This is a genomic window from Marinobacter sp. (assembly GCF_033722195.1).
In the GTDB taxonomy this organism is placed as follows: Bacteria; Pseudomonadota; Gammaproteobacteria; order Pseudomonadales; family Oleiphilaceae; genus Marinobacter.
The window spans coordinates 1-12,204 of record NZ_JAWVZL010000030.1 but is presented as its reverse complement, the minus strand read 5'-3'; the positions used below and the strand labels follow the sequence as shown (position 1 = coordinate 12,204).

General features: G+C 65.3%; 12 protein-coding genes. 9 read left to right on the top strand and 3 right to left on the bottom strand.

Annotated features, from left to right (window positions below; translation table 11 throughout):
• Window positions 1-100: 100 nt before the first annotated feature.
• Window positions 101-730: a thiol:disulfide interchange protein DsbA/DsbL gene (locus tag R3280_RS07825; RefSeq protein WP_318998034.1), complete on the top strand. Its 630-nt coding sequence runs from the start codon at window positions 101-103 to the stop codon at window positions 728-730.
• Window positions 731-798: 68 nt separating this feature from the next.
• Window positions 799-1,659 carry an endonuclease/exonuclease/phosphatase family protein gene (locus R3280_RS07820; protein WP_318998033.1) on the top strand — a complete coding sequence of 287 codons (861 nt, stop codon included), beginning with the start codon at window positions 799-801 and terminating at the stop codon, window positions 1,657-1,659.
• A gap of 52 nt (window positions 1,660-1,711) precedes the next feature.
• On the opposite strand, the gene rpmG is transcribed toward R3280_RS07820, so the two are convergent.
• From rpmG to radC, 3 genes are all read right to left on the bottom strand, one after another.
• Window positions 1,712-1,867 carry a 50S ribosomal protein L33 gene (rpmG, locus tag R3280_RS07815; RefSeq protein WP_318998032.1) on the bottom strand — a complete coding sequence of 52 codons (156 nt, stop codon included), beginning with the start codon at window positions 1,865-1,867 and terminating at the stop codon, window positions 1,712-1,714.
• Between the two features lie 11 nt (window positions 1,868-1,878).
• On the bottom strand, window positions 1,879-2,115 hold the full coding sequence (gene rpmB / locus R3280_RS07810; protein WP_318998031.1) for a 50S ribosomal protein L28: 237 nt from the start codon (window positions 2,113-2,115) through the stop codon (window positions 1,879-1,881).
• A 240-nt stretch (window positions 2,116-2,355) separates the two neighbouring features.
• Window positions 2,356-3,030, bottom strand: coding sequence for a RadC family protein (radC, locus tag R3280_RS07805; protein WP_318998030.1), 675 nt, complete (start codon window positions 3,028-3,030; stop codon window positions 2,356-2,358).
• Window positions 3,031-3,207: 177 nt separating this feature from the next.
• On the opposite strand from radC, the gene coaBC reads away from it, so the two are divergent.
• The 7 genes from coaBC to argA all read left to right on the top strand — a co-directional run.
• Entirely contained in the window at window positions 3,208-4,410 is a 1,203-nt protein-coding gene (gene coaBC / locus R3280_RS07800) for a bifunctional phosphopantothenoylcysteine decarboxylase/phosphopantothenate--cysteine ligase CoaBC (RefSeq protein ID WP_318998029.1), read from the top strand.
• A 51-nt stretch (window positions 4,411-4,461) separates the two neighbouring features.
• The gene (gene dut, locus R3280_RS07795; protein WP_318998028.1) at window positions 4,462-4,923 is read left to right on the top strand and encodes a dUTP diphosphatase; all 462 of its coding nucleotides are present in this window, start codon (window positions 4,462-4,464) and stop codon (window positions 4,921-4,923) included.
• A gap of 137 nt (window positions 4,924-5,060) precedes the next feature.
• Window positions 5,061-7,667 carry a phosphomannomutase/phosphoglucomutase gene (locus R3280_RS07790; protein ID WP_318998027.1) on the top strand — a complete coding sequence of 869 codons (2,607 nt, stop codon included), beginning with the start codon at window positions 5,061-5,063 and terminating at the stop codon, window positions 7,665-7,667.
• 74 nt (window positions 7,668-7,741) lie between these two features.
• Window positions 7,742-8,638 carry an acetylglutamate kinase gene (gene argB / locus R3280_RS07785; protein WP_318998026.1) on the top strand — a complete coding sequence of 299 codons (897 nt, stop codon included), beginning with the start codon at window positions 7,742-7,744 and terminating at the stop codon, window positions 8,636-8,638.
• A 58-nt stretch (window positions 8,639-8,696) separates the two neighbouring features.
• Window positions 8,697-10,037 (top strand): acetylornithine deacetylase, encoded by a 1,341-nt coding sequence (locus R3280_RS07780; RefSeq protein ID WP_318998025.1) that lies wholly within the window; start codon window positions 8,697-8,699, stop codon window positions 10,035-10,037.
• Window positions 10,038-10,079: 42 nt separating this feature from the next.
• A complete protein-coding gene (argE, locus tag R3280_RS07775; RefSeq protein ID WP_318998024.1) occupies window positions 10,080-11,258 on the top strand; it encodes an acetylornithine deacetylase in 1,179 nt (392 codons plus the stop codon).
• A gap of 39 nt (window positions 11,259-11,297) precedes the next feature.
• A partial coding sequence (gene argA / locus R3280_RS07770) for an amino-acid N-acetyltransferase (protein WP_318998023.1) occupies window positions 11,298-12,204 on the top strand: 907 nt, incomplete at its 3' end.

Below are 12,204 nucleotides of genomic sequence, written 5' to 3'. Positions count from 1 at the left end.
CTGCCGCGAACTTTTTGTCGGTGCCGGCGTCCTATCAGGGGCCGTCTTCCAGACCGAAACGTCCTGATAACCTATCCTTTTAATAACAACGGAGAAGCGTATGACAGTTATCCTTCGAGCCGCCGTGCTGCTGCTGGCCCTGGCAAGTTTTGGCGCCCAGGCCCAGTCAACGGAATTCCGCGAAGGCGAGCATTACCGTGCCCTCAGCAACCCGGTCCCCACCGGCAGTGGTGACAAGATCGAAGTCGCGGAAGTGTTCTGGTATGGCTGCCCCCACTGCTACTCCTTCAAGCCGCTGATCGAAAAGTGGGAGCAGGACCTGCCGGAGGATGTCCAGTTCGAACTGCTGCCGGCGGCCCTGGGCCAGTCCTGGGAGCCCCACGCCCGGGCCTTCTATACCGTCAAGGCCCTGGACAAGTTCGAGCAGACCCACGACGCCCTGTTTGATGCCCTGGCCCGGGACCGCAAGCCCCTGAATGATGCCGAGAGCCTGGCGGACTTCCTTTCCGAGTACGGTGTGGATCCGGAAAAATTCGTCAAGACTTTCAACAGTTTCGGTGTTAATGCCAAGATGCAGCAGGCTCAGGCCAAAATCCGGGGTGCGCGCATCACCGGAGTTCCGGCTATGCTGGTAAATGGAAAATACGTGGTCAGTGCCTCGCTGGCGGGCAGCCATGAACAGATGCTGGAAGTCGTGGACTACCTCATCGAAAAGGAGCGGGCGCAGTAACAGGCGACCCCCGGCGGCGGGTGCTGGCGAACCGGATAACGAGGTGACTCGTGGCGCAACCAACCCCGATGTACAGACGCATCCAGAAGCAGCTCAAAGGCTGGATCGGCCCCGGCGAACAGCGCCGGGGCAGCTGTTCCGGCACGGATCACGTGCCGGCGTTCGAGGCCCATCGCCACCTGCGGCTGCTGACCTTCAATATCCAGGTGGGCATCAACACCTCAGCCTACCGGCACTACGTCACTCGCAGCTGGCAGCACTTCCTGCCCCACCGCAAGCGCTTCGAGAATCTCGACCGCATCGCCTCCCTGGTGTGCCACTATGACGTGGTGGCTCTGCAGGAGTGCGATGGCGGCAGCCTGCGCAGCGGCTTTATCAATCAGGTCCAGTACCTGGCCGAGGCCAGCGGCATTCCCTACTGGCACCAGCAGCTCAACCGCAACCTCGGCCGCCTGGCCCAGCACAGCAACGGGCTGTTGAGCCGCTACCGGCCGCTGGAGGTGGCGGAATACCGCCTGCCCGGAGTGATTCCGGGCCGCGGCGCCATCGTGGTCAAGTACGGTGATGCCGATGACCCCCTGGTGCTGGTGATGATGCACCTGTCCCTGAGTCGCGCCGCCCAGCAGCGACAGCTCGGCTTCATCCGGGACCTGATCGCCGATTACCAGCACGTGGTGCTGATGGGGGACATGAACAATCACGCCGACGAGCTGCTCTCCAACACGCCCCTCAGTGACACCGACCTGGTGCCGCTGCCGGACACCGCCCACAGCTTTCCCAGCTGGCGGCCCGAGCGGGCGCTGGACCACATCCTGGTGAGTCCCAGTCTGGAGATCCGGCGCTCCGAGGTGGTCAGTTATCCGGTCTCGGATCATCTCCCCATTGCCATGGACATTGCCCTGCCCAAGGGCTATCTGCAGACCTTCTGAGCAGGCACAAAAAAACCCGGCGGGGCCGGGTTCTTTCAGGACGCCATCAAGCTTACTTGATCTTGGCTTCCTTGTAGGCAACGTGCTTGCGAACCACCGGATCGTACTTCTTGATCTCGATCTTGTCGGGGGTGTTACGCTTGTTCTTCTTGGTGGTGTAGAAGTGACCAGTACCTGCTGATGAAACCAGCTTGATTTTCTCGCGCATGATGCGGCTCCTTAGAATTTCTCGCCGCGGGCACGAAGGTCGGCCAGCACAGCGTCAATGCCTTTTTTATCGATGATGCGCATACCCTTGGTGGATACCCGCAGCTTCACGAAGCGCTTTTCTGACTCAACCCAGAAACGATGGCTCTGCAGGTTGGGCAGGAAGCGACGACGGGTGTGGTTCATCGCGTGGGATACATTGTTACCAGAAAGCGGGCGCTTGCCGGTAACCTGACAGACTCTGGACATACTTGCCTCCGACCGTGAGCTTGGTCCTGAAATACGAATTCGTTCAATCGCGCCTATTCGTTCAATCGCGCCTGGGGTAATTGTCAGACGCCGCCAGTACAGACGATGTTAAACGCTGGCCTGCGCTTATGACGTTTTGGCACTGCCTGAAAATTAGGGACGCTTTTATACCAGAACGGCGGACCTAACGCAAAAAATTGTTGGGAATTTAGCCAGGAATCGGCGCCTCGCTTTCACGGCTCACATCAGGCCCCGCTCCGCCAGCGACACCACCTCGCCGTGCCCCACCACCATATGATCCAGCACCCGGATATCCACCAGCCCCAGGGCGTCCTTCAGGCGCCGGGTCAGGCTGACGTCCGACTGGCTGGGTTCGGCCACGCCGGAGGGGTGGTTATGGGCAAAGATCACCGCTGCGGCATTGAGCTCCAGGGCCTGGCGCACCACTTCCCGGGGATAGACCGCGGCGCCGTCTATGGTGCCCCGGAAGAGCTCATGGTACTGGATGACCCTGTGGCGGTTGTCCAGGAACAGGCCGGCGAATACTTCGTGGGGGTAGGTGCCCAGACGGCTGCGCAGGTAATTGCGGGTGTCCTCCGGCGAGCGCAGGGGGTCGCCCTGGCGCAGGGGTTCGTCCATGACCCGGTGGGCCATCTCCATGGCGGCCTGGACCTGGGCGAACTTGGCGTCCCCCAGGCCCTTGACGCTGCAGAAATGCCGGTGGGAGGCAGTCATCAGGCTGCGCAGGCCGCCGAACTGGCTGATCAGCGCTCGCGACAGCGCCATCACCGGCTGGCCGGGGGTGCCGGTGCGCAGAAAAATGGCCAGCAGTTCGGCGTCGGAAAGGCTGCCGGCGCCGTGGGCCAGCAGGCGTTCGCGGGGCCGCTCATCGGTCGGCCAGGGCGATTGGGTCATGATCGAGTGTCCTTACATTGGCTGCGGCCCGCCTGGCGGGCCGGAACTGCGCGTCCTGCGCCCAGGCAGTCTAGCATGACCGACAGGCTGTCGGCAGGGCGCAAGCAGTGGTATCTTTAAGGCTTTGAATTTCCGACACAGTCCACCCCGACAAGGGCCTGGTACCAGGGAGCGAACATGGCGCAGAAACGAATCCTGCTGGGCGTCACCGGCGGCATCGCGGCCTACAAGAGCGCCGAGCTGGTACGGCTGTTGAAAAAAGCTGGTCATCAGGTCCGGGTGGTGATGACCAGTGGCGCGGAAGGCTTCATCAAGCCGCTGACCTTTCAGGCCCTGAGTGGCGAGCCGGTCCGCAACTCCCTGCTGGACCCGGAAGCCGAGGCCGGCATGGGCCACATCGAACTAGCCAAGTGGGCGGACCTGGTGCTGGTGGCGCCCGCCTCGGCCAACTTTATCGCCCGGTTGGCCAACGGCATGGCGGATGATCTGCTGACCACCGTCTGCTGCGCCACCACCGCCCCCATCGTGCTGGCGCCGGCGATGAACCAGGCCATGTGGAGCAACACCCGTACCCAGCGCAACCTGGCGCTGCTGGAGGCGGATGACCAGATCCGGCTGTGGGGTCCGGACGCCGGCGACCAGGCCTGTGGCGATACCGGCCCCGGTCGCATGCTGGAGGCCCAGGCCATCGCCGAGCGGGTCGATCAGGACAACCGCGGCGTGCTGGCAGGCCAGCGCGTGGTGATCACTGCCGGGCCGACCCGCGAGCCCATCGATCCGGTGCGTTATATCAGCAACCACAGTTCCGGCAAGATGGGTTACGCCCTGGCCGCCGCGGCCCGGGAGGCCGGCGCCAAGGTGGTGCTGATCAGCGGCCCGGTCAGTCTGGCGGCCCCGGCCGGGGTGGAGGTCCGGGATGTGATGACGGCAGAGGATATGCTGGCGGCCGCAGAGACGGCGGTGGACGAGGGCTGTGACATCTTCATCGCCACCGCAGCGGTGGCGGATTACCGCCCGGAAACCGAGGCTGACCAGAAACTCAAGAAAGCCAACGAAACCATGTCCCTGGCGCTGGTCCGCAACCCGGACACCCTAGCCACCATTGCCGGGCGCAGCAACCCACCCTTTACAGTGGGCTTCGCCGCCGAGACCAACGATGTCGAGCACTACGCCACCGACAAGATGGCCCGCAAGAAGCTCGACATGATCGTGGCCAACGATGTGTCCCAGCCCGGTATCGGCTTCAACAGTGACCGCAACACCATCACGGTATTCTGGCCCGGTGGCCACCAGGCTTTCGACAATGACACCAAGGCCGGCCTGGCCGGGCGTCTGGTCCGGCTTATCGCCGAGCGCCGGCAGCAGGCCGCCGGAGCCTGAATAACACGGCCCGCGGTGCGGGCCTGAATAGGATTGCAGCGAGGATGTAGCATGAGCAAACGCCCCCTCCAGGTCCGTATTCTGGACCCGCGGATCGGTGACACAGTGCCGTTCCCCCAATACGCCACCGGTGGCTCCGCCGGCCTGGATCTGCGGGCCCTGCTGGATGAGCCCCTGACCCTGGCACCGGGCCAGACCGAGCTGATCCGCACCGGCCTGTCCATCCATATCGCCGACCCGTCGCTGGCGGCCATGATCCTGCCCCGCAGTGGCCTGGGTCACAAGCACGGCATCGTGCTGGGCAACCTGGTGGGCCTGATCGATTCGGATTACCAGGGCGAACTGATGGTGTCCTGCTGGAACCGGGGCCAGAGCCCTTTCACCGTCGAGGTGGGCGAGCGGATTGCACAGCTGGTGCTGGTGCCGGTGGTGCAGGCGGAGTTCGAGGTGGTGACGGCGTTTGATGCCAGTGACCGCGGCGAGGGTGGATTCGGCTCCACCGGCAGCCATTAACTTTTTCGGGATGGGCCGCCAGAGGCCATCTATACTGCCTAGTTAATCAAGGCCTTGTGTCCCGGGCAGGTCACCACTCATGTCCCGGATAAAACAACAACAGCCCCGCGGCCAACCGACAGCGAGCGGACTTTTCTATGAAACTCGGCAAGAAGAAAGCAGACCAGGCCGCCGGCGAACAGCCGGCCGCCAAGAAAAAACCAAAAGCCGGCAAGGGCGCCAGCCACAAGCGCCTCAGCTCGGTCAGCCTCGGCCAGGCCCTGGTGGTGGCGCTGGCAGGTGTGGTGGCGGCGGCCCTGCTCTATGTGGTGGTGCTGCAGCCAGCCGAGGGCCAGCGCCACCAAGCCCGGGCCGAGGCAGCCGCGGACCAGGCTGCTGCCCGGGTGGAGCAGCGCCTGGTGCTGCTTGACCGCCTGGTGAACGGTTATGCCAGCCAGCCCATCGTGGCCCGCGCCCTGGCCGAGATCGACATCCGGGAACAGGTGGTGGCAGGCCTGGGTGACCTGCTGCCATCGGTTTCCAGCGCCTTCCTGTTTCCCTACGGCGAGATCCCCCGCCGCTCCAGCGCCGCCGACGACCTGGGCTTCGCCAGTCTCGATCTGGCCCGGCGGGCGGAATCCGGCCGGGCCATCGCGCCGGACGCATACCCCAGGGATGGCCGCTGGTTCGTGCAGATTGCCGCCCCGGTGCGCAGCGCCTCCAGCCAGGCCGTCATCGGCACCCTGCTGGTCATCTTCGATACCACCGTGCTGGCGCCGGTTATGCAGCCGGGTGAGGGCCAGGGTCAGGTGGCACTGATCCAGACCGTGGCCGGGCAGTCACAGAACGTGGTCAGCGTGGGTTCCGGCGGCGGACAGAGCCTGACCCGACCCCTGAGCCCGGCCAACTGGACCCTGCAGTACACACCGCAGCCGGCCTCCGAGGGCCTGATCAATGTCTGGCTGGCGCTGGCGGTGGTGGTTGCGCCGGTGCTGCTGGCGGCCATCGCCATCTGGGTCATGATGGCAGGCGCCCAGCGCAGCCAGCGGGAGGAAATTGCCGCCCTGATCCAGTGGTGTCACAAGGCCTTTGCCGGTGAGAGGATCAAACTGCCGACCCTGAAGTGGGACATGGTGGCATCTCTGGCGGAGGTGCTGCAGCGGCTGGCCCAGATGGTGGAGAAACGGGTTGCCAAGGCCGGCGAGTCGGCCCGGCCGGCAGTGCCGACGCCGGCGGCCCGGGGCCGGGGTGCGGCCGCGGCCAGTGACGAGCCGCTGTTCCAGGACAAGGACGTGCTGGATATCGACATGCTGGATGGCGATGAGGACGTCCTCGGCTTCAGTGATGGCGACAACACCGGCCTGGGGGTGGACGAGGTCAGCCTGCCGGCGGTGGAGGTGTCGGCTTCCATTTTCCGTGCCTATGACATTCGCGGCATTGTCGGTGAGACCCTGACCGCTGAGGTGGTCACGGTCATCGGCCAGGCCATCGGCAGCGAGGCCATTGCCCGCAACGCCACCACCCTGTGCATCGGCTACGACGGCCGTCATTCCAGCCCGGAATTCGCCGACGCCCTGGCCCGGGGCATACTGTCTACCGGCTGCAGCGTGATCGAGGTGGGCGCCGTGCCCACACCGGTGCTCTATTTCGCCACCCATCACCTGGAGACCGGCTCCGGGGTCATGGTCACCGGCAGCCACAATCCGTCCAACTACAACGGCCTGAAGATGATGATCGGCGGCGAGACCCTGTCCGGCGATGCCATCCAGAAGCTGCTGCAGAGGATCCAGACCGGTGACTTCGAGCAGGGCCAGGGCGAGCGTGCTCGCGAGGACGTGCGCCGGGCCTACCTGGACCGCATCGTTGGCGACATCGCCGTGGCGGCGCCGCTGAAAGTGGTGCTGGATGCCGGCAACGGCATTGCCGGCGAGCTGGCGCCCATGCTGGTGGAGGAGCTGGGTTGCGAGGTGATTCCGCTCTATTGCGACGTGGACGGTGACTTCCCCAACCATCACCCGGATCCCGGCAAGCCGGAAAACCTGGCAGACCTGATCGCGCGGGTTCAGAGCGAGGGTGCCGACATCGGCCTGGCCTTCGACGGCGACGGTGACCGCATCGGGGTGGTGACCAACAGCGGCCGCATCATCTGGCCGGACCGGCTGATGATGCTGTTCGCCCGCGACGTGGTGTCCCGCAACCCGGGCGCCGACGTGATTTACGACGTCAAGTGCAGTCGTCGCCTGGCCGGCGTCATCAGTCAGGCCGGCGGTCGCCCCATCATGTGGAAGACCGGCCACTCCCTGATGAAGGCCAAGATGAAAGAAACCGGCGCCCTGCTGGCGGGCGAGATGAGCGGCCACGTGTTCTTCCAGGAGCGCTGGTACGGTTTTGACGACGGCCTCTACGCCGCCGCCCGGCTGCTGGAGATCCTGGGCATTGAGGACCGCCAGATCGACGAGGTGTTCGATGAGTTCCCGGAAGACCTGAGCACGCCCGAGCTCAACGTCGCCGTGACCGAGGAGTCCAAGTTCGCCCTGGTGGAACGCCTCAGCAAGGAAGGCGACTTTGGCGATGGCAGCGTCAACACCATCGACGGCGTCCGGGTGGACTACCCCGACGGCTGGGGGCTCTGCCGCGCCTCCAACACCACGCCGGTGCTGGTGCTGAGGTTCGAGGCGGAATCCGAGGCGGCCCTGGAGCGCATCAAATCGGTGTTCCGGACCAACCTCAAGCGCGTCGCTCCGGATATCGAGGCGGACTTCTGAACCGGTAGAATTCGAGGGGACGCCGTGCCGGGGCCGGCCGTCCCGACACGCACACTCCAATAAAGGTGAAAGCAATGGCACTGGATCGTGAAACCGCCATGCAGGTGGCGGCAGTTCTGAGCAAGGGCTTGCCCTACATTCAACGTTTTACCGGCAAGACCGTGGTCATCAAGTACGGCGGTAACGCCATGGAGAGCGAGGAGCTCAAGAGCAGCTTCGCCCGGGACATGGTGCTGATGAAGCTGGTGGGCATCAACCCCATCGTGGTGCACGGCGGCGGGCCCCAGATCGGCGAGCTGCTGGAGCGGCTCAACATCAAGTCCCACTTCGTCAACGGCATGCGTGTCACCGACACCCAGACCATGGACGTGGTGGAGATGGTGCTGGGGGGCCAGGTCAACAAGCAGATCGTGTCGCTGATCAACAAGCAGGGCGGCACTGCCGTCGGCCTCACCGGTAAGGACGCCAACCTGATCCGCGCCCGCAAGCTGGAAGTCACCAGCAAGCGCGACGACCTGGCCCGGCCGGAAATCATCGACATCGGTCACGTCGGTGAGGTGGAGAGCGTCAACGTGGAGGTGATCGACATGCTCACCCGCAGCAACGTGATTCCGGTCATCGCCCCCATCGGTGTGGGTAAGGATGGCGCCTCCTACAACATCAACGCCGACCTGGTGGCCGGCAAGGTGGCCGAGGCGGTCAAGGCCGAGAAACTGATCCTGCTGACCAATGTGTCCGGTCTCAAGAGCAAGGAGGACAAGGTCCTCACCGGCCTCACCGCGGCCCAGGTCAACAGCCTGATCGATGACGGCACCATCCATGGTGGCATGCTGCCGAAGATCCGTTGTGCCCTCAGTGCGGTGGAGAACGGTGTTCGTACATCCCACATTATCGATGGCCGGGTGGCCCATGCCACACTGCTGGAAATCTTCACCGACGAGGGTGTCGGCACGCTGATTTCCCGCGGCTGAAACAGGTCATGACTCGCGCCCGGCCCCCAGGCGATCACCGGTATTATCGGAGCCCGACATGAAGAAGTTGTTGACCATTCTGGTAGTGCTGGCCCTGGTCGTATGGATCGGTTTCAAGGCCGCGGTCTGGTACCTGGCGGACAGCCGGCTGGCCATGGCCCGGGAGGGCCTCTCGGAGCAGGGGGTCCTGCTGCGGGGCGAGATCGGCTCCAGTATCGCCGGCGTGCTGAGCCTGCGGGACGCCCACTTCCAGCCTTTCCAGCTGACCCAGGGGGTGGATGCCCGCCTGCTGGAGTTCCGGACCCCCTCCGGGCTGGCGCTGCTGCAGAGCCTGCTGGACCCCGCCCGCTTGCCCGGCCAGTGGTCCCTGGAAGCCGACGGCCTGCGGCTGGTGCTGGATCCGGCCATGATCAAGAACTGGGTGGCGCCGGACCCGGATGCGCCGCCGGCGCTGTTCGCACCGGTTTGCGGTCCCGACCGCCGCCAGCGCCTGGGCAGTGGCGACCTGGTGCGCATGGGGGTGACCGAAATAACCGGCGACGGCCTGCTGCGTCAGGGTCCTGATGCCCTGCATTTTGAACTCAACACCTCTGCCATCGGCAGCCTGGAGCTGGACTGGCCGGGAGCGCGCCTGGATCCGACCCGGCTCACCGACCTGCCCGAGTCAACGCAACAGGCGATGACGGTGATCCTCCGGGACGGCGGCTTCATGCGCAAACTGGCGGCATTCTGCGCCCGTGAGAGTGGCCTGGCTATCGATGCCTGGGCCGCCACCGTCGCTGAGGACTTCAATGCCGCCCTGGCCGCCCGGGACCTGGGCGCCAGCCCCCAGTTGCGGGCGCTTTACGTGCGTTACCTGACCGAGGGTGGCCAACTGGAAATCAGCCTGCGGCCGAGCGCTCCGGCGCTGGGCATCCCGGTCCGCGCCGAGGGCGGCGACAGTGACGCCGACATGGTGGTGGAATACAACGAGGCCCGGGTGCCCGGCGTTTACCTGACCCCGATCACCCCCGAGGCGCCCGAGGTGCCGGAGCAGGCTCGCGAACCGGTGGTGGCCGAGGCGGTGGAACCGGGGCCGGACTGGCGTCCTTCATCGCCCGCCGAGGCCGCCCGTTGGATCGATCGCAGGGTCCGGGTTACCCTGGAGTCAGGCCGGGTGGTGGAGGGCCGCCTGACCAGCGTCAGCGAGACCGGGCTCACGGTGGCCCAGGTCATGGACGGTGGCGAGGTGGCCTACCCCACCGTCAAGACCGCCATCACCAAGTTTGAAGTCTGGCGCAGAGCCAGTGACCAGGGCCGGCCCCTGCCGCCGGCCCCGGAACCCGAATCCACGCCCGCCGGGGAAGAACCTTTGGCGGGCGAGACCGGTACCAACGCCGAAGGCGAGCCGGAAAACTGACGTCCGCCGGGTGCAGCGGACAGTGATCTGCAAGGTGTCAACATGACGCAAGACAAGCGCTCCGGCGCCGGCAAGGCGCCCGGCATCCAGGAGATGATGGCGCAACTGGTGGCGCTGCCTTCCATCAGCAGTGCCAATCCGGACTGGGACCACAGCAACGAGGCGGTGGTGCGAACCCTGGCCGAGTGGCTGGAGCCGCTGGGGTTCGAGACCGAGATGCTGCCGGTGCCGGGCATGCCCGGCAAGTACAATCTGATCGCCACCCTGGGTCGTGGTGACGGCGGCCTGGTGCTGTCCGGCCACACCGATACCGTGCCCTACGACGACAAACGCTGGCAGAGCGACCCCTTCAAGCTCACCGAAAGGGATGGCCGCTGGTACGGTCTGGGCACCTGCGACATGAAAGGCTTTTTTGCCCTCGCCATCGAGGCCGCCCGGGAGTTCGCCGGCAAGCCCCTGAAGCAGCCGCTGATCATCCTCGCCACCGCCGACGAGGAAAGCTCCATGAACGGGGCCAAGGCGCTGGCCGAGGCCGGCAAGCCCAAGGGCCGCTACGCCGTGATCGGCGAGCCCACCGGTCTGCGGCCGGTGCGCATGCACAAGGGCATCATGATGGAGCGGCTGGTGTTCGAGGGCCAGTCCGGCCATTCCTCCGACCCGGCCCTGGGCAACAACGCCCTGGAGGGCATGCAGGAGGCCATGACCGAACTGCTGGGCCTGCGCCGGCGCTGGCAGGAGGAATTCAACAACAGCCAGTTCCAGGTCCAGGTGCCCACCCTGAACCTGGGCTGTATCCATGGTGGCGACAACCCCAACCGTATCTGCGCCCGCTGCGAACTGCATTTCGACCTGCGGCCGCTGCCGGGCATGAAGATGGCGGAGTTGCGCCAGTCGATCCTTGACCGGATCCAGCCGCTGGCGCAGCGCCGGGGCCTGGCAATGACCTTCGAGCCGCTGTTCGATGGCGTACCGCCGTTCGAGACCGCCGCCGACTCGGAGCTGGTGCGCACCTGTGAGCGCTTGACCGGCCACCAGGCCCAGGCCGTGGCCTTTGCCACCGAGGCGCCCTGGCTGCAGCAACTGGACCTGGAGACACTGGTGATGGGCCCGGGCTCCATTGACCAGGCTCACCAGCCGGATGAATTCCTTGACCTGTCCCAGGTCAAACCGGGGGTTGAACTGCTCAAACAGCTGATCCAGCGCTTCTGCGTGGACGGCTGAGACACCGACACAGAGTCACTATTCCGGGAGTCTGGACCTTTGAAACCGAACGATTGGCTGCATGGCTTCCGCCATTCCTCGCCCTACATCAATGCCCACCGTGGCCGCACCGTGGTGCTGACCCTCGGCGGCGAAGCCATTGCCCACGACAACCTGCTCAACATCATCCACGACATCACCCTGCTGAGCAGCCTTGGTGTCCGTCTGGTGGTGGCCTTCGGCGCCCGCCCCCAGATCCAGGCCCGGCTGGATGAGGCCGGCCTGCCGTCCCGCTTCCACCGGGGTCTGAGAATCACCGATGAAAACCAGCTGCCCTATGCGCTGGAAGCCACAGGGGCACTGCGGGCGCACCTCGAGAGCCTGCTGTCCATGGGGCTGGTGAACTCCCCCATGCACGGCGCCCGCATCCGGGTCAGCAGCGGTAACTACGTGGCAGCGCGGCCGGTGGGGGTGCTGGGTGGCGTGGATCATGGTTTCACCGGTCGGGTCCGGCGGGTGGACGCCAGTGGTATCGAGAAGTTGCTGGAGCTGGGTCATATTGTGTTGCTGCCGCCGGTGGGTTATTCCCCCACTGGCGATGCCTTCAACCTGTCCTACGAGGATGTGGGCAGCCAGGTGGCGGCGGCGCTGCAGGCCGAGAAGCTGATCATCTTCACCGAGCACCCGGGCGTACTGGACGAGGACGGCCAGCTGATTCGAGAGCTCAACGTGCGCCAGGCCTGCGATCGCCTCTCGGCGGTGTCCGAAACCAGCTGGGACCAGGACCTGCTGCGGGCCGCCTGCGACGCCTGCGTTAAGGGCGTCCGGCGCTCCCACATCATCAGCTATACCCAGGACGGTGCTCTGCTGGAGGAACTCTTCACCCGCGACGGCTCCGGCACCCTGGTCAGTGACGACAACTACGAGCAGATTCGCCGGGCCCGGGTGGAGGACATCGGCGGCATCG

Coding starts and splice junctions, on each gene's coding strand:
- R3280_RS07825 (WP_318998034.1), top strand. CDS start 101: ATGACAGTTATCCTTCGAGCCGCCGTGCTGCTGCTGGCCCTGGCAAGT.
- R3280_RS07820 (WP_318998033.1), top strand. CDS start 799: ATGTACAGACGCATCCAGAAGCAGCTCAAAGGCTGGATCGGCCCCGGC.
- rpmG (WP_318998032.1), bottom strand. CDS start 1,867: ATGCGCGAGAAAATCAAGCTGGTTTCATCAGCAGGTACTGGTCACTTC.
- rpmB (WP_318998031.1), bottom strand. CDS start 2,115: ATGTCCAGAGTCTGTCAGGTTACCGGCAAGCGCCCGCTTTCTGGTAAC.
- radC (WP_318998030.1), bottom strand. CDS start 3,030: ATGACCCAATCGCCCTGGCCGACCGATGAGCGGCCCCGCGAACGCCTG.
- coaBC (WP_318998029.1), top strand. CDS start 3,208: ATGGCGCAGAAACGAATCCTGCTGGGCGTCACCGGCGGCATCGCGGCC.
- dut (WP_318998028.1), top strand. CDS start 4,462: ATGAGCAAACGCCCCCTCCAGGTCCGTATTCTGGACCCGCGGATCGGT.
- R3280_RS07790 (WP_318998027.1), top strand. CDS start 5,061: ATGAAACTCGGCAAGAAGAAAGCAGACCAGGCCGCCGGCGAACAGCCG.
- argB (WP_318998026.1), top strand. CDS start 7,742: ATGGCACTGGATCGTGAAACCGCCATGCAGGTGGCGGCAGTTCTGAGC.
- R3280_RS07780 (WP_318998025.1), top strand. CDS start 8,697: ATGAAGAAGTTGTTGACCATTCTGGTAGTGCTGGCCCTGGTCGTATGG.
- argE (WP_318998024.1), top strand. CDS start 10,080: ATGACGCAAGACAAGCGCTCCGGCGCCGGCAAGGCGCCCGGCATCCAG.